Raw genomic sequence first — 16468 nt, 5'->3', positions numbered from 1 at the left:
CGTCCACCTAGCCCTGGCGCGCCCTAGGCGCCCTCGAGCACCGCCCGCAGCTTGCCGGCCAGCTCGTGGTCCTCGAAGGGCTTGGTGATCACCCCGGCCTCGCCGGCGTGGGCCAGGGCGTCGAGGTCGGCGTAGCCGGTGACGAAGATGATCGGCAGCTGCGGCCGGCGGCTGCGGGCCTCCCGGGCCACCTCGGCGCCGTTCATGCCGGGCATGGCGAAGTCCAGCAGCATCAGGTCGACGTCGGGCCGGCCCTGCAGGGTTTCCAGCGCGGCGCCGCCGCTGCCGGCCTCCACCACGGCGTAGCCGAGCTCGTCCAGCATGCCGGCGGTGATCTCGCGCACCGCGCTATCGTCGTCCACCAGCAGCACCACCGGGCGCCCGTCGACGCGGGCGGGCCGGGCCTGCTTGGCCGTCAGCGGCCCGGGGGCGGCCTGGGAGCGGGGCAGATAGACCTTCACCGAGGTCCCTTCGCCAGGGCGGGTGTCGATGCGCACCCCGCCGCCGGACTGCTTGGCCAGGCCAAACACCTGGGACAGGCCCAGACCCGAGCCCTTGCCGACGGCCTTGGTGGTGAAGAAGGGCTCGAAGGCCTTGGCGAACACCTCCGGCGTCATGCCCGAGCCGGTGTCGGAGACGCTGACCATCACGAAGTCGCCCGGCGGCGGCTCCTCCGGACGGCGGGGGGCGCCGAGGCTGGCGTTGGCGGTGCCCACGGTGAGCACGCCGCCGACCGCCATGGCGTCGCGGGCGTTGATGGCCAGGTTGAGGATCACCAGCTCGATCTGGGTCGGGTCGATCATCGCCCGCCAGAGGTCGGGGTCCAGCTCGGTCTCGATGCGGGCGTGGGCGCCCATGGTGCTCTGCAGCAGGTCGCGCATGCTGGAGACCGTCTGGTTGAGGTCCACCAGCTGCGGCTCAAGCTTCTGGCGTCGCGAGAAGGCCAGTAGCTGGGCGGTGAGCTTGGCGCCCCGCTGGGCGGCCTGCTCCATCATGTCCAGGCGGCGGCGGACCATGGGATCGGTGACGTCCTTGGCCAGTTGGCGGACATTGCCCAGCACCACGGTCAGCAGGTTGTTGAAGTCGTGGGCGACACCGGAGGTGAGCTGGCCGACGGCCTCCAGGCGCTGGGCCTGGCGCAGGGCCGCCTCCACCCGCTCACGCTCCTCGATCTGGGCCACCAGCTGGCGGTTGGCGGCGGCCAGCTCGCCGGTGCGCTCGTCCACCCGGCGCTCGAGCTGGCTCTCGGCCTCGCGGATCTCCTCGATACGCTGCCGGGCCTCGTACTGACGGCGGCGTGCGCGCAGGGCGGTGCGGGCCACGCTCACCAGGCTGGTGGGATGGAAGGGCCGCTCCAGGAAGACCACATTGCCCAGGGCCCCGGTGAGCCGGGTGGCCAGGGGATTGCGCTCCAGTCCGCCGCCCCGCTCGGTGAGCAGGATGAAGGGGAAGTCCGACCAGGGCGGCTGGTCGGACACCCAGGCGGCCAGGGGGCCGACATCGGCGGTGTGCAGGGCCTCGTCGGCCACCAGGGCGAAGCCGGCGCCCTTGGCCAGCTCGCGGCACATGTCCTCGATGCCGGCGCAGATGCGGCTGTCGACGCCGGCCTCGGACAGCAGGTTGGCGGCGATCTGCGAGTCCCGCCCCACCGGGGTCAGGATCAGGGCGGTCTCGGAGCGCGAGACGGAGGTGGGCACTAGCGGTCTTCCAGCAGGGAACCAGCCTGCCCCACATAGACCGGCACCCCGCGCAGCACGCCCTGGAAGCCCTCCAGGGGCGATCCGACGGTCAGGCCGCGGCCGTCGATCTGGTACTCCCGGATGGCGTCCTCGTGGGCCCCGGTGCGCTTCTTGATCACCGACATGGCCCGACGCACCCGGCCCGAGGCCTCGAAGTAGCGCAGCAGGATCACGGTGTCGGCCAGGTAGGTGACGTCCACCGGCGCCTTCATGTCCCCCACCAGGCCGTGCTGGGCGACGGTGAGGAAGGTGGTGGCGCCGCGGCGGTTCAGGAAGGTCAGCAACTCGTGCATGTGCAGCACCAGGAACTGTTCCTCGGGCATGGCGGCCTGGTAGCCGTTGAGGCTGTCGACGACGATGGTCTGCAGGTCCAGGGTCTCCACGCAGCTGCGGACCTTGTGGGTGAATTCGCCCGGCGCCAGCTCGGCGGCGTCGATCTGTTCGATCAGCAGCGAGCCGGACTCGCGCAGGGCCTCCAGGTCGATCCCCAGGCCCTTGGCGCGGGCGAAGAGCAGCCCCAGCTCCTCGTCGAAGACGAACATGGCGGCCTTCTCGCCGCGGGCGATGGCGGCCACCACGAACTGCAGCACCAGCAGCGACTTGCCGGTGCCCGCGGGGCCGAGGACCAGGGTGCTGGAGCCGCGGGCCACCCCGCCCCCCAGCAGGGTGTCGAGGCCCTCGATCCCGCTGGCCAGGCTCTCCCGGTGAAACGCCACCCGGTGCTCGGAGGCCACCAGGCGCGGGAAGACCGCCAGGCCGCCGTGGCGGATCATGAAGTCGTGGTAGCCGCCCCGGAAGGCCTGGCCACGGTACTTCACCACCCGCAGCCGCCGGCGCTCGGCGCCATAGACGGGCGCCAGCTCCTCCAGCCGGATCACCGCGTGGGCGACGCTGTGGACGGTCTTGTCATTGGTGTCGGTGGTCATGTCGTCCAGCATCAGGACGGTGGCGCCGTGGCGCGCGAAATAGTGCTTCAGGGCCAGGATCTGCCGGCGATAGCGCAGGGAGCCGCCGGCCAGCAGGCGGATCTCCGACAGGCTGTCGATCACCACCCGCGAGGGCTTGCTCTCCTCGATGGCCTGGAAGATCAGCTTGGTGGTCTCCCCCAGCTCGAGGTCGGAGGAATAGAGCAGGCTCTGCTGCTGCTGCTCGTCCAGCAGGTTCTCCGGCGGGATCAGCTCGAAGATGGTGATCAGGTCCGAGAGGGTCCAGCCGTGGGACTCCGCGGTGCTGAGCAGCTCGTCGCGGGTTTCAGACAGGGTGATGTAGAGCCCCCGCTCCCCGGCCTCGGCGCCGGCCATCAGGAACTGCAGGGCCGCCGTGGTCTTGCCGGCCCCCGGCGTGCCCTCCATCAGGTAGACGCGGTTGCGGGCCAGGCCGCCGCGCAGGATGTCGTCGAGTCCCTCGACGCCCGTACTGGCCAGCCGGCCTTCGATCTTCGTCTGAACAGTCAAGCGCCTACTCGCGTTGTTTCCAGGGGACGGGCTCGGCAAGCTTCGCCGCGCGGGACCGTCAGCAACACTCAACGGATGAACTGGTTTTCCGCTCCCCAACCTGGCGCGAACGCTGGCGCGCCGGCCGGGTTCCCGATCCGGTCAGCGTCCGGATTTCAGGGAGCGTTGTCGGGCGCGGCAAGCCCTGTCATTGTGGGGTTCCGGAGCGGAAACGGTCACCGTCGCAGGCATATTGCGCCCGCGATCGCCGACAAAACGCCGCCCCGGACCATAGAAAATTGATTGCACCGCGTGAACGCCGCAGCCGGCCACCGGGCGACGGGAGGAATTTGAATGCAGGAATTTAAGACGCGAGAAGACTTTACCGCGGCTCTGGATGAATCGGCCAACCACGGCATGACCGTGGCCTTCTGGGCCGATCAGGCGCCGGACCGCACCGCGGTGGTGGACCCCTCCGGGCGCACCAAGACCTTCGCCGAGGTCAACGCCAACGCCAACAAGCTGGTGCGCGCCCTGCGCAAGGCGGGGCTGAAGGCCGGCGACAGCCTGGCCCTGCTCTGCTCCAACCGCGCCGAATTCATCGAAACCCTGGCGGCCACCCAGCGCAGCGGCCTGCGCATCACCCCGGTGAACTGGCACCTGACGGTCGACGAGATCGCCTACATCATCAAGGATTGCGAGGCCAAGGCCCTGGTGGCCGAGGCCCGCGTGGCCGCCGCCGCGCCGGCCGCCGCCGAATGTCCCGACCTGCTGATCAAGCTGTCGGTGGGCGGCGATATCGAGGGCTTCCTGAATTACGACGCGACCCTGGCGCCCGAGGACGGTTCGGACATCCCCGATCCCGTGCGCGGCAGCCAGATGATGTACACCTCCGGCACCACCGGCCGGCCCAAGGGCGTGCACCGCGCCAACCCGCCGGTGATTCCGCCCAGCATGCTGGCCCTGCGCGGCTATGATCCGGAGACCTCGGTGCAGATGTGCGCCGGCCCGGCCTATCACGCCGCCCCCCTGGCCTTCGACATCAACGCCTCGATGAACGCCGGGGTGCCGCTGCACTTCATCGACAAGTGGGATTCCGAGCACGTCCTGAAGACCATCTCGGAAAAGAAGGTCACCCACTTCCACCTGGTGCCCATCATGTTCCAGCGGCTGCTGTCCCTGCCGCCGGAGGTGAAGGCCAACTACCCCATCGACCACGTGCAATACATCGTGCACGGCGCGGCCCCCTGCCCGCCGGAGGTCAAGCACGCCATGATCGAGTGGTTCGGCCCGGTGCTGAGCGAATACTACGCCGGCTCCGAGGGCGGGGCGGGCTTCGCCATCACCTCCGAGGAGTGGCTGAAGAAGCCCGGCAGCGTCGGCAAGCGTCCGCAGATGCTGCAGGTCCGCATCCTCGACGAGGAGGGCAACGAGCTGCCCCCCGGCGTGCCCGGCGGCATCTACCACCAGCTCCCGCCCGGCGGCGGCTTCACCTATTACAAGGACGAGGCCAAGACCAACGCCAACCGGCGCGACGGCTTCTTCACCATGGGCGACGTCGGTTATTTCGACGAGGACGACTACCTGTTCCTCACCGGGCGCAACGCCGAGACCATCATCTCGGGCGGGGTGAACATCTATCCGCAGGAGATCGACAACGAACTGATCAAGCACCCGGCCGTGGCCGACAGCGCCACCGTCGGTATCCCGCACGACGAGTGGGGCGAACAGGTCCGCGCCGTGATCCTGCTCAAGCCCGGCTACGAACCCTCCGACAAGCTGGCCCAGGAGATCCTGGACTTCGGCCGCCAGACGCTCGCGGCCTACAAGGTGCCGCGCGGCCTGGACTTCGTCACCGAGCTGCCGCGCTCGGAAGCCGGCAAGATCCAGCGCAACAAGGTCCGCGCCCCCTATTGGGAAGGCCGCGCCCGGCAGATCTAGGGGTCTCCCCCTCTCCCGCACGCGGGAGAGGGGGCTTCGCCGCAATTTTTCGAAAACAAGCGTGTTTGGCTTGGCTAGACTCCCCGTGTCATGAAGCGCGCCGCTTCGTGACCCGGGACTTCAACGCCATGCCCATTCCGTTCATCGACCTCCAGGCCCAGCGGGCGCGCCTCGGCCAGCCGCTGGAGGACGCCATCCTGAAGGTGGTGCGCTCGGGCGCCTACATCATGGGCCCGGAGATCGCCCAGTTCGAGAAGGCCCTGTCGGACTTCGGCCAGGCGCCCTTCGTGCTCTCCTGCGGCTCGGGCACCGAGGCGATCCAGCTGCCGCTGATGGCCTGGGAGATCGGCCCCGGCGACGCGGTCTTCTGCCCCTCCTTCACCTTCGCGGCCACCGCAGAGGTCATGCCCCTGGTGGGCGCCTCGCCGGTGTTCGTCGACGTGCTGCCCGGCACCTACAATCTCGATCCGGTGAAGCTGGACGCCGCCATCGAGTCGGTTAAGGCGGAGGGCAGGCTGACGCCCCGCGCCGTCATCGCCGTCGACCTGTTCGGCCAGCCCGCCGACTATCCGGCCATCTCGGCGGTCGCGAAGAAGCACGGCCTGAAGCTGATCGCCGACTCCGCGCAGGGTTTCGGCTGCACCCTGAACGGCCAGCACCCGATCCACTGGGCCGACGTCACCACCACCAGCTTCTTCCCGGCCAAGCCGCTGGGCTGCTACGGCGACGGCGGGGCGGTGCTGTGCAAGGACGAGCGGCTGCACGACCTGCTGGTCTCCCTGCGGGTCCACGGCCAGGCGGTGAAGTCCGACATCGCCGGCAAGACCTTCGACCACGACCCGAAGTACCTGAACATGCGCATCGGCATGAACAGCCGCATGGACACCATCCAGGCCGCGGTGCTGCTGCAGAAGCTGACCATCTTCGAGGACGAGATCCGCGCCCGGAACGTGGTGGCCGACCGCTATGCGGCGGGCCTGAACGACGTGGTGCGGGTCCCGACGGTGATCGAGGGCGGGGTCAGCGTCTGGGCCCAGTACACTATCGAGACCGAGGACCGGGACGGCCTCGTGGCCCACCTGAAGGCCGCTGAGATCCCCAGCGCCGTCTACTATCCGATCCCGATCCACCGCCAGGAGGTCTATTCCCGCTACCCGGCCCCCGGCGGCCTGCCGGTGACGGACGCCGCGGCGGAGAAGGTCATGAGCCTGCCCATGCACCCCTACCTGACCCCCGACGACCAGGATCAGGTGATCGCCGCCATCCGGGCCTTCGTGAAGCGGAACGGGTAGCAATCCCGGCGAAGGCCGGGACCCAGATGCATCCGCCGAGCTTGGGGTCGACCCGCGGTCGGACCTAGGGTTCGCGCCGTCTCTCGTGGGCTTCACCTGGATCCCGGCCTTCGCCGGGACGAGCGGTTGGGGGTTTACCCCACCCAGGCCGCCGTCAACTCCGCCGCTTGGGCCAGGCCCTGGGCCAGCCCCGCCCGCGCCGCGTCGGCGCGCTTTCGGAAGTCCATCAGGTTGAGGCCCATGGCCGCCTGGCTGCCCGCGTCGGGACCGATCAGCACCACCTTGGCGCCGGCGTCCCGCAGGACGTCGAGCTCGGCCTCCACCCGGGCGGCGGTCGCCTCGGCCGCCGCGCCGGCGTTGGCGCCGCCGCGCACCTGGATCACCACCACCAGGTCATGGCCCACGGCCTGGTCGGCGTTGATGGTCGAACGCATGCCGCCGTCGATATAGCGGCGGCCCTCGAGGGTTACCGGCGGATAGACGCCGGGCACGCTGCAGGAGGAGGCCACCGCCCGGGTGACCCCGACGCCCGACGCCTTGGTCCACATCTTGAATTCGCCGGTCAGGGCGTCCACCGCCGTGCAGGCGAAGCCGCGCTCGGGCCAGGCGTCCTGCGGCAGGCTCGCGAAGGACCGCCCGAAGCTCTGAAGGAAGGTCGCCTCGTCGGAGGTCTTGGCCGCCAGTGCAAAGGCGCCGATCTCGGCGCGGACCTCCTGGGGATCGCGGACCCCGCCCTGCGCCTCGGCCATCATCTTCACCAGGACGGAAAGGTCGGCGCCCGGCGCGCGGGCCTCGCCGGGCGGACGCGGGGCCGGCGGCGGCTCGGCCAGGATGGGGTCGGCCAGGGTGGCGGCGTCCGCCCCCAGGGCCAGTCGGGCGCCGACGAAGGAGCCCGCCGAGGTGCCCAGGATGAAGTCGGCCTTCCCCAGGTCCACCCCGCCCTGGGCGAGGCCCGCGATCAGGCCCGATTCCCAGGCGATGCCCACCGGCCCGCCCCCGCCCAGCACCAAGGCCCGCGTCGTCATGATCGTCTCTTCCCGGCTGTGTCTTGTTGCGGCCAGGATCGGCCAGGCGGCTGGCCTTGTCCATGCAAGCGACAGGCGCGGCCGCCGGGGGGTGGCCGCGCCTGTCTGGAGATCCGGCCGGTAACTCCCCCAAGCCCAGCCGTTCCGCCCTCCCAAGAAGGGGAAGACGACGGGCCATCCCCAGGCCCTTTCCGTGCGCCGGAGCGGCGCCCTAGCGAAGCTTGGTCATGGTGTCGTAGGCCACCTGGGCGCCGATCAGCTGGGGGGTCTGACGGCTCGCGGCGGCGCGCTTTTCGAAGCCCGCGCCATTGGTGGCCACCCACTTGGCGGCTCCCCGGGGCGGATCGCCGGAGGTGGTGAACTGGGCGCGCACCGTGGAGGTCGGCAGGTGGGTGACCTTCACTGTGAAGGTGACCCCGGTGGGCGAGGCGAGGTCATCGTCGGGCAGGACCTCGATCAGGTACTGGATGCCCTGACCCAGGGCCAAGGTCTCCAGGTACTGGATGTCCAGCCGGTCCTCGCGGCTCTGCTTGGCCGAGACCTTGCGGATCACCGCCTCGCGGTCGACGATCCGGGCGCCGGCCGACAAGAAGGTGTTGAGGATCGAGCTCTCGACGCCGCGCGAGAAGTTGTTGCTGCGGAAGCCGTAGCTCGAGTCCGTCATGCGCTCCTGGTACTGGCGGCTCTCGCTGGCGGAGGCCGCCATGCCGCTGGAGGCGCCGGCGGCCCAGCCCCGTCCCCTGACCGCCGCGCCCGCCCCCATCGCCACCGCGGCCGAGCTCGTGGTCTGGACACTGTCGTACTGGCTGGTGGCGTCCTCGATGAGCTGGCGGTTCCAGAACAGCAGCATCGAGGGCCGCCCGGCGCCGGCGTACCAGCGGGCGAAGGCGCTCGAGGCGCTGTAGTTGCCGGCGTCCGGATTGACGCTCGGCGGCGGGGCGTTCACCTCGGGCATGCCCTCGCGATAGGTCACCGCCGGCGCCTGGGGCCGGTAGGTCTGGGCGAGCGCCGGGCCGGCGGCCAGCAGGCCCGCCAGCGCCGGGGCGAGAAGCTTCAAAGCGGTCATCGAACCCTCCTGTCTGGCCCTATTGGGCGCCGCGGATTTCCACGTAGTACTGGGCCGAGTTCAGCCGCGCGGAGCTCTGCTCGAAGGTGACCATGGCGTTGGGCTGGACGAAGAGGGAGGTCCAGGACTGGGCTCCGTCGGTGGGGACGCCGGCGGCGTCGTACCAGCTGGCGCGGGCCTGCAGCGGCAGGGCGACATTGGTCTTGTTGCGGATCTGGACGGTGATCTTCTTGAAGCCCGTGGGGCCGGTGGAGACATAGGCGCCCTCGGTGTCCAGCAGGCTGTCGACCTTGAACTTGGCGCCGACATAGCGGGCGAGCGTGCCGTCGATCACCCGGACCGAGTTCAGCTCGGGGCGGATGTTGTTCTGCTGGTCGATGCGGACCCCACCCTCGGGCGGGGTGGTCTCGCAGGCCGAAAGACCGGCGGCCAGGGCGGCGGCGGCGCAGGCGATGGCGAGATGTTTGCGGAGCGTGGTCATCGGGGTTCTCTCTAGTGGGCGCGCACGAGGCACAGCTGTTTGCGGTTGGCGTCGGTGGCGCAGGCGATGGGCTTGTCGGCGCCCTCCACCGGGACGCCCGCCTTCAGGAAGTGGGCGTTGAGGGTCATGGGCCGGCCGCCGGAGGCGAGCGTCAGGACATGGATGGTGTCGGGGAGGGAGCTCCAGGTGCGCACGTCGGCCTGGGGCTTGGAATTGGAGGAGACGATCAGGAACACCCCCGACAGCACGCCCACGGCGGCCACCGCGTCGCCGTACTGGCCATTGGCGCTGAAGGCGGCGTTGTTGGAGGAGAGCGCCACGGTGGTGTCGGCCAGGAAGGAGCCCACCCCGCCGGTGGTCGCCTTGAACTGGGCCTTGCCGGCCAGGATCTTGTCGATCTCCCGGCCGCCCCGGGTGGAGGCCTGGTAGAAGAGGTCCTCCATCGGATAGGCCTGCATGGGGGCCGCCCCGTTCATCACCTGGACCTGGTTCTCGGCGATGGGCTTGCCGCGCCGGTAGACGAAGAAGGCGTGGGCCGCCCCGTCCCCCAGCTTGCGCGGCGCCAGGCCGGTCTCGGCCAGGACCAGGGTGTCGTCCTTCTCGCCGATGCCGCCATAGGTGGGGCGCAACTTCTTGAGCTGGACCAGGGTCTCGTCGCGCAGGTCGGTGTCGCCGTTGAGGTGGCTGGCCCAGGCGTCGAGGAACAGCAGCAGGGCGAAGTCGGACCGGTTCTGGTCCTCCTCGGCGAAGGCGTCCTGCATCAGGCCCCGCCGGAAGGCGGCCCGGGCGTTCTCGTAGTCGGCGTCGTGCAGGTAGATCAGGCCGCGGTACAGGAAGGCCATGGCCCGTTCGTAGGGCTCGCCCTTGAAGTCCTTCGAGCCCTCGTCGTACCAGAGCTTGCGGGCCTTGGCGGCGTTGGCGTTGTCGGAGAACACCGAGTCGATGCGCGCGATGGCGTCGTCGAGCGCCGGTCTGGCGGTGGCGTAGTCGGCGCGCCAGAAGGCCCGGGCGCCGATCTCCATCTGGTTCAGCACCCGGTTGGCCGGCAGGTCGGTGGCCAGGCGGCCGACGAAGGCCTCCGGCCCCGCCTCATAGGGCACGGGCGGCAAGGGGGGCGGCGCGGCGGCCTGGGCCGCGCGGGCGGCGGCCAGCAGCAGCGCGCCGGCGAGGACTGCGGGTTTCATCGTCGGGCCTAGCGGTAGACGACGTCGTCGCGGTTCTCTTTCTTGAACTCGTACAGGTTCGACCAGATGATCTCGCCGTACTCCATGTCGAGCAGCTCGAAGGTGTACTGGCTGAACCGCGAGGTCGTGCCCGTGCGGGTGTCGATGGCGTCGCGGGTGCCGATGCGGCCCACCAGCCGGTAGTCGGCGCCGGCCTGGGCCCGGGTGCGGCCCGTGGTGCCCACATCGACGCGACCCTCGTCCTTCAGCGCCCGCTCCTCCTCCACCGCGCCGGCGTATTCGCGGCCGATGAAGCGCATGCGGCCGCCGGCGGCGCGCAGCAGGTTGACCCGGATACGGTCGGTGATCAGGGCCTTGTCGATGATCTCGGAGCTCTCGTTCCGGAAGTACTTCGGGTCGACGATGATCCGCGGCGGGGTCGGGCGGTTCATCAGCTCGGGCACGTTCAGCAGGTCGCGGAACATGGCGTCGGCCATGGAGACTATGTCCTGGCTCTCGGTGCCGATCCCCTTGACCCCGTCGGAGGTGGTGGTGTCGCGATAGACCGTGGCGGAGCCCTGGGGCTTCAGCTTGGGGGCCGCGGCGGCCGGAGCCGCCGCGACGCCGAGGGCGGCCGCCAGGCCGATGAGCGGAAGTTGGATACGCATGATCCTACTTGCCGACGGAGGCGGTCTGCAGGGCCGGCAGGTAGGCGGTCTGGAACTCCGGATAGATCGCGTAGGTGGCGTCCAGGATCTTCTGGTACTCGGGGTTCGACGAGTAGTTGACGTACATGTAGAGGGCCATGTCGTTCAGGGAATTGAACGAAAGGTCGGTGGACGAGCGCAGGAATTCCTCGCCGCCGATGGCCTTCAGCGCGATGCCCCGGCCCATGGCCGCGCCCGCCTTCTTGCCCAGGAAGCCGCCGACGAAGGGCACCTGTTCCATGGCCTTCTGGCCGGCGTAGTTGCCCGCCATCGAGCCGATCTGGCCGGCGGCCTTGACCTGCATGGACTTGGTCACCCAGCCGGCGGTGACGCCGTCGGAGGTGAAGGGCGAGGCGTACTTGCCGGCCGAGCCCTCGATGGGCGCCGGCGCGGTGAGCGCCGTGGGCGCGGCGATCTGGGGCGCGCCCCAGGCGGTCAGCATCAGAGCCCCGGCGACGACGACGGGAATGTGGATCTTCTTCATGTTGGTTGGCCCCCCAGCCGATAGGATCTTACGGGTTGATGTCGGGCCCGCCGGCGGAAGCTCTCTGCGGTCCCCAGGCTGCGCCGGGTGCTCCGCATTCCGCCGAAGGGCCGCCCCCACGATCGGCCAGGGTCGTGTCAGCCCAGGCTCGCGCGCCGGGATCGGCGGCGGGCGCGGGCGCGCGGGAAGCGGTGATGACAGGACGCATGGTCGACCCTTGGGGGTAGGTCTTTGGTGTTCGCCCATCCTGTCTGACCCCTGCGGCGAGCCGCCGCATGATCCAAATGGACTATGAGCCGGCGTTTGGCGCCCGCCCGTCGCCTCAATGGGCGTCGAGGTTTCCGACGATGGAGGCGCGCTGGGAGATCTCGATCCAGTTGCCGTCGGGATCGCGCACCATGGAGATCCGCGCCGTGGTCCCCAGCGTGGTGGGGGGCATGGCCTCGCGGCCGCCCTTGGCCAGGATGCGGGCGTGTTCCTCGTCGACCTTGAAGACCTGGAAGGTGATGTAGCGCCAACCCTTGCCCGCCATGCCGGCGTCGGAAGGCGCGTCGGGGCTCTGCTCCAGGATCAGCAGGGTCTCACCGGCCCGGAACGCGCCGGGCGCCTCCTCGGTCAGGCCAAGCCCTTCCCGGTAGAACCTGCAGTGGGCGGCCAGGTCGCGGATGGCCAGGCGAACGCCGATCTGGGTGACGCCCCCGAGGCCCGGCGGAACCAGGGTCACGCGATTGCCGTCGGGGTCGGTCAGGGTCCTGGGCGACGTCAGGCCGGGCCGGGCGACGATCAGCTCCCGGTAGCCGCTGGGGGCCGTCTGCGGCAGGGGTTCGGCATGGTGGTTGATCTTCAGCACCGAGCCCAGGGCGTCGTGGCGGTGCTGGTCCTGGCCGCGGCGGATCCTCAGCAGGTGGTCGAAGGGGATGCCCGCCTGCTCTTGCCAGAACGCCAACATGGGCTGCAGATCGTTGGTGGACAGCCCGATGTCCACCCGGGGTTTCGCCAGTTCCATGCGCCCGTTTCCGCCTTTAGATTTCCTCGCCTTGTCTCATCAGCGAGGGCGTGAGACCTAAGTCAAACATTTGTTTTAAGTCATTAGGAGCGACCCATGAAGGCTGCGGTCTATTACGAGAACGGCGGGCCCGAAGTCCTGAAGTACGAGGACCTGCCCGACCCCACCTGCCATCCCAAGGGCGTGATCATCGCCGTCGAGGCCATCGCCATCGAGGGCGGCGACACCCTCAGCCGCTGGCGCGGGCCCCTGGCCACCAAGCCCCACGTGGTGGGCTACCAGGCCGCCGGGACCATCGTCGAGGTCGGCCCCGAGGTCGAGCACCTGAGGGTCGGCCAGCGGGTCGCCACGGTGATGAACTACGGCAGCCACGCCTCCATGCGCGCCGTGGCCGCTCGCAACTGCTGGCTCGTCCCCGACGGCTACGACATCAAGAAGGCCGCGGCCATTCCGGTCACCTTCGGCACCGCCGACGACTGCCTGTTCGAGTTCGGCCGCATGAAGAAGGGCGAGACCGTCCTGATCCAGGCCGGCGCCTCGGGCGTGGGCGTGGCCGCCATCCAGTTGGCCAAGCGGGCCGGCGCGGGCCTGATCCTGGCCACCGCCTCCTCCGACGAGCGCCTGGAGAAGCTCAAGCGCCTGGGTCTCGACCACGGCATCAACTACACCCGCGACGACGTGGTGAAGGAAGCCCGCCGCCTCACCGACAACAAGGGCGTTGACGTGATCGTCGACTCCGTCGGCGGCCCCACCCTGCAGGGCTCCATCAACGCCCTGGCCTATCGCGGCCGGGTCTCCATGGTCGGCGCCGCCGGGCGTGAGCCCATGGTCGTGGATGTCGGCTCGCTGATGGGCGGCAACCGCTCGCTGTCGGGGGTCTTCCTCGGCGCCGAGATCTCCACCGACCGGGTGCACGACAACATCCAGAAGCTGATCAACGACGCCGCCAAGGGCGAGCTGGAGGTGGTGATCGACCGGGTCTTCCCGCTGTCCGAAGCCGCCGCGGCCCACGCCTATATCGAAAGCCGCGCCGCCGTCGGCCGCGTGGTGATGGTGCCGTAAGCATCCCATCTGTCATCCCGGAAAGCCGCGCGAGCGGCTTGTCCGGGACCCAGAGGCGCCGACCTCTCCAGAGGGCCCGGTGCGTCTGGGTCCCGGACAAGCGCTTCGCGCTTTCCGGGATGACACCGATGGGGTTCAATCACGCCAACGAGGGGAAACGACCATGCCCAAGGCCCGCAACGGCGACGTCGCGATCGAGTACGAGGTGTTCGGCGAAGGGCCGGAGACCATCCTGCTGATCAACGGCCTGGGCTCGCAGATGACCCGCTGGCCGGAGGCCTTCTGCGCCAAGCTGGCCGCCAAGGGCTACCGCGCCGTGCGGTTCGACAACCGCGACACCGGCCTCTCCACCTGGTTCGAGCCCGGCCAGGCCTACACGCTCTCGGACATGGCCGCCGACGCCATGGCGGTGCTCGACGCGGCGGGCGCGGCCAAGGCCCATGTGGCCGGCGTCTCCATGGGCGGGATGATCGGCCAGGTGGTGGCCATCGAGCACCCGGACCGGACCCTCTCGCTCACCTCGATCATGTCGGCCACCGGCGGGCCGGGCACCATGGACTCCACCCCGGCCGCCGCGGCGGTGCTCTCCACCCCGCCGCCCAATCCGCAGGCCGACTTCGAGGCCTTCGTCGCCCACGGGGTCAACAACGCGCTCACCATCGGCAGCCCCGGCTATCCGTGGCCGCAGGGCGCCCTGCGCGCCCGGGTGATCGCCGAGCATGGCCGGGCCTTCAACCCCACCGGCTCGGCCCGCCAGATGGCCGCCATCCGCGCCTATGGCGACCGCACCGAGAAGCTGAAGGCCCTCAAGGTCCCCACCATCGTCCTGCACGGCGCCGACGATCCCCTGGTGCCCCTGGCCGGGGGCGAGGCGACGGCCGCGGCCATTCCGGGCTCGGAGCTTCGGGTGATCGCCGGCATGGGCCACGACCTGCCGCCGGCCCTGTTCGACATCGTCGCCGACGCCATCCTGGACGCCGCCGCCCGGGCGCGCTGAGGCGCCCATCCCCCACCTTCCACCGGCCTAGGCCGGATCAGCCAAACTTGAGGAAATTCCCATGGGACGTCTCTCCGGCAAGACCGCCGTCATCACCGGCGCCGGCTCGGGCATCGGCCGCGCGGCCTCCGTGCTGTTCGCCCAGGAGGGCGCCAACCTGGTGATCGCCGACAAGATGGACACCGTCCAGGAGACCGCCAAGATGGTCACCGACGCCGGCGGCAAGGTCGTCGCCCTCACCGGCGACGCGGGCGAGGAGGCCTTCGTGGCCAGCCTGACAGCCAAGGCGGTGTCCGAATACGGCGGCCTCGACGTGGCCTGGGCCAACGCCGGCATCTCCGGCGGTTGGACCGCCTTCGACGATCAGGACGCCGCCTTCTGGGCCGAGATCCTGCGGGTGAACCTGATCGGCGCCTTCCTGCTGGTGAAGCACGCCAGCCGGGTGATGATCCCCAAGGGCAAGGGCTCGATCATCTGCACCGCCTCGGTGGCCGGCATCCGGTCGGGCGCCGGGGGCTCGCCCTATTCGGCCTCGAAGGCAGGGGTCATCAACCTGGCCCAGACCGCGGCCAACGAGTTCTACGGCACCGGGGTGCGGGTCAACGCCATCTGCCCCGGCCTGATCGAGACCGGCATGACCCAGCCGATCTTCGACGGCGCCCGGGCGCGCGGCAACGAGGACAAGATCGGCCAGCTCAACCCGCTGACCCGCGGCGGCGTGCCCATCGAGATCGCCAACGCCGCCCTGTTCCTGGCCAGCGACGAGGCCTCCTATGTCAACGGCCAGGCCATCGCCGTCGACGGCGGGCTCTCCTCGTCGCACCCGGTCGTGCGCCGCAAGCGGTGATCTACCTGGCGCGCCACGGCCAGACCGAATGGAACCTGGCGCGCCGGTACCAGGGCGGATCGGATTCTCCCCTCACCGAGCTTGGCCAGGCCCAGGCCCGGCGGATGGGCGAGTTGCTGACCCGCCTGGTCCCGGACCCGGCCGGGTGGCGGATGGTCGCCAGCCCCCTGGGCCGCGCCCATCACACCGCGCGTATCATCGCCCAGACCATGGGCGGAGCCTTGGCCCCCGAACTCGACGCCCGGCTGGCGGAGGTCAGCATGGGGTCTTGGGAAGGCCTGTCCCTGGATGAGCTGGAGGCGCGCAGGCCCATCGACCTGCCCTATCCCGAGCGCTACTTCGGGGCGCCCGGCGGCGAGAGCTTCGAGGGCGTGCTGGCGCGCCTGTCGGACTGGCTGGCCTCCGTGGACGAGACGCAGAACATCATCCTCGTCTCCCACGGCCTGTCGGGCCGCATCCTGCGTGGACTCTATGGCGGGCTGCCACGTGAGATGATGCTGACCCTGCCCGTGCCGCAGGACGCCATCTATCGCCTGGAAAAGGGCGAGGTCGTCCAGATCGACTGCGAACCCGCATGAGGCATGGACTCGGAGCCTGGGCGGCGCGAGGCGCGGCGATGTTCTGCCTGGGCTTCGCCGGCTTCCAGGTCGCCCTGGCTCTGGGCGCGCCCTTCGGCGAGATGGCCTGGGGCGGAGCAAGCCCCGCCGTGCTGCCCGACACGCTGAAGGTCGCCAGCGCCGGGGCGGCGGTCTATCTGGCGCTCGCCGCCCTGGTGATGCTCGTGCGCGCTGGCGACCTGGGCGCGCGCCTGCCCCGGCGGCCCTTCTGGTGGCTCAACCTGCTGCTCGCCGTTCAGCTGGGGTTCAACACCCTGGCCAACCTCGCCGCCCAGGGCGACGCCGAGCGCTACGGCATGGGCGCGGCCTCGGCGGTCGGCTGCCTAATGTGCCTGACGGCCCTCAGCGCGCGGGCTGGACCCGCCGCAGGATGACCCCGCCGTCATTGGCGTCGTCGAGCTGGCGCAGCAGGACCATGACGCCGACGCCCACCAGGGCGCCCAGGACAAACGACCCGAACATGGCGCCCGAGGCCGCCACCGGGCCCAATCCATTCCGAGGATGCTCCTTGCCGTAGATCAGGGAACCGTCCCAGGCCTCGGCATAGTCGCTCATCGGCTCGTACTGGTCTCTCATGCCACTCAAACCCTTCGAAATCGGGGAGGTTC

General features: G+C 70.1%; 17 protein-coding genes. 7 read left to right on the top strand and 10 right to left on the bottom strand.

Annotation, left to right across the window (positions count from 1 at the left end):
* Window positions 1-23: 23 nt before the first annotated feature.
* Together AC1RN5_RS00660 and AC1RN5_RS00655 are read right to left on the bottom strand one after the other, a co-directional pair.
* On the bottom strand, window positions 24-1697 hold the full coding sequence (locus AC1RN5_RS00660; protein ID WP_493039367.1) for a response regulator: 1674 nt from the start codon (window positions 1695-1697) through the stop codon (window positions 24-26).
* A complete protein-coding gene (locus tag AC1RN5_RS00655; RefSeq protein ID WP_493039366.1) occupies window positions 1697-3193 on the bottom strand; it encodes an ATPase domain-containing protein in 1497 nt (498 codons plus the stop codon). Before AC1RN5_RS00655 ends, AC1RN5_RS00660 begins: the two co-directional genes overlap by 1 nt.
* Window positions 3194-3526: 333 nt before the next feature.
* Here AC1RN5_RS00655 and AC1RN5_RS00650 point away from each other — a divergent pair, with 333 nt between their 5' ends.
* Both AC1RN5_RS00650 and AC1RN5_RS00645 read left to right on the top strand, forming a co-directional pair.
* A complete protein-coding gene (locus AC1RN5_RS00650) occupies window positions 3527-5113 on the top strand; it encodes an AMP-binding protein (RefSeq protein ID WP_493039365.1) in 1587 nt (528 codons plus the stop codon).
* 128 nt (window positions 5114-5241) lie between these two features.
* Window positions 5242-6405 (top strand): DegT/DnrJ/EryC1/StrS family aminotransferase, encoded by a 1164-nt coding sequence (locus tag AC1RN5_RS00645; RefSeq protein WP_493041461.1) that lies wholly within the window; start codon window positions 5242-5244, stop codon window positions 6403-6405.
* Between the two features lie 134 nt (window positions 6406-6539).
* Here AC1RN5_RS00645 and AC1RN5_RS00640 read toward each other — a convergent pair whose 3' ends face one another.
* The 7 genes from AC1RN5_RS00640 to AC1RN5_RS00610 all read right to left on the bottom strand — a co-directional run bounded on the left by AC1RN5_RS00640 (window position 6540) and on the right by AC1RN5_RS00610 (window position 12337).
* The gene (locus tag AC1RN5_RS00640; protein WP_493039364.1) at window positions 6540-7430 is read right to left on the bottom strand and encodes a patatin-like phospholipase family protein; all 891 of its coding nucleotides are present in this window, start codon (window positions 7428-7430) and stop codon (window positions 6540-6542) included.
* A gap of 211 nt (window positions 7431-7641) precedes the next feature.
* A complete protein-coding gene (locus AC1RN5_RS00635) occupies window positions 7642-8496 on the bottom strand; it encodes a hypothetical protein (RefSeq protein ID WP_493039363.1) in 855 nt (284 codons plus the stop codon).
* A gap of 19 nt (window positions 8497-8515) precedes the next feature.
* Window positions 8516-8977 (bottom strand): DUF1425 domain-containing protein, encoded by a 462-nt coding sequence (locus tag AC1RN5_RS00630; RefSeq protein ID WP_493039362.1) that lies wholly within the window; start codon window positions 8975-8977, stop codon window positions 8516-8518.
* 11 nt (window positions 8978-8988) lie between these two features.
* The gene (locus tag AC1RN5_RS00625) at window positions 8989-10161 is read right to left on the bottom strand and encodes a COG3014 family protein (RefSeq protein WP_493039361.1); all 1173 of its coding nucleotides are present in this window, start codon (window positions 10159-10161) and stop codon (window positions 8989-8991) included.
* Between the two features lie 8 nt (window positions 10162-10169).
* Window positions 10170-10808 carry an LpoB-related protein gene (locus AC1RN5_RS00620; protein ID WP_421933112.1) on the bottom strand — a complete coding sequence of 213 codons (639 nt, stop codon included), beginning with the start codon at window positions 10806-10808 and terminating at the stop codon, window positions 10170-10172.
* A 4-nt stretch (window positions 10809-10812) separates the two neighbouring features.
* Window positions 10813-11331, bottom strand: a complete 519-nt coding sequence (locus tag AC1RN5_RS00615; protein WP_493039360.1) for a hypothetical protein — start codon at window positions 11329-11331, stop codon at window positions 10813-10815.
* 322 nt (window positions 11332-11653) lie between these two features.
* The gene (locus AC1RN5_RS00610; protein WP_493039359.1) at window positions 11654-12337 is read right to left on the bottom strand and encodes a VOC family protein; all 684 of its coding nucleotides are present in this window, start codon (window positions 12335-12337) and stop codon (window positions 11654-11656) included.
* 96 nt (window positions 12338-12433) lie between these two features.
* On the opposite strand from AC1RN5_RS00610, the gene AC1RN5_RS00605 reads away from it, so the two are divergent.
* The 5 genes from AC1RN5_RS00605 (at window position 12434) to AC1RN5_RS00585 (ending at window position 16234) form a co-directional block, all read left to right on the top strand.
* Window positions 12434-13399, top strand: a complete 966-nt coding sequence (locus tag AC1RN5_RS00605; RefSeq protein ID WP_493039358.1) for a quinone oxidoreductase family protein — start codon at window positions 12434-12436, stop codon at window positions 13397-13399.
* Between the two features lie 163 nt (window positions 13400-13562).
* Complete coding sequence (locus tag AC1RN5_RS00600) at window positions 13563-14396, top strand: alpha/beta fold hydrolase (RefSeq protein ID WP_493039357.1); 834 nt, start codon at window positions 13563-13565, stop codon at window positions 14394-14396.
* 61 nt (window positions 14397-14457) lie between these two features.
* Window positions 14458-15243 carry an SDR family NAD(P)-dependent oxidoreductase gene (locus AC1RN5_RS00595; protein WP_493039356.1) on the top strand — a complete coding sequence of 262 codons (786 nt, stop codon included), beginning with the start codon at window positions 14458-14460 and terminating at the stop codon, window positions 15241-15243.
* Entirely contained in the window at window positions 15240-15821 is a 582-nt protein-coding gene (locus AC1RN5_RS00590; RefSeq protein ID WP_493039355.1) for a histidine phosphatase family protein, read from the top strand. Before AC1RN5_RS00595 ends, AC1RN5_RS00590 begins: the two co-directional genes overlap by 4 nt.
* On the top strand, window positions 15818-16234 hold the full coding sequence (locus AC1RN5_RS00585; RefSeq protein ID WP_493039354.1) for a hypothetical protein: 417 nt from the start codon (window positions 15818-15820) through the stop codon (window positions 16232-16234). Before AC1RN5_RS00590 ends, AC1RN5_RS00585 begins: the two co-directional genes overlap by 4 nt.
* Here AC1RN5_RS00585 and AC1RN5_RS00580 read toward each other — a convergent pair.
* Complete coding sequence (locus AC1RN5_RS00580) at window positions 16203-16436, bottom strand: hypothetical protein (RefSeq protein WP_493039353.1); 234 nt, start codon at window positions 16434-16436, stop codon at window positions 16203-16205. The two genes, AC1RN5_RS00585 and AC1RN5_RS00580, sit on opposite strands and share 32 nt — an antisense overlap.
* Window positions 16437-16468 lie beyond the last annotated feature (32 nt).

The sequence above is a fragment of the Phenylobacterium sp. GW821-FHT12F10 genome, assembly GCF_058806695.1.
This window is presented reverse-complemented; position numbering and strand designations above follow the sequence as displayed.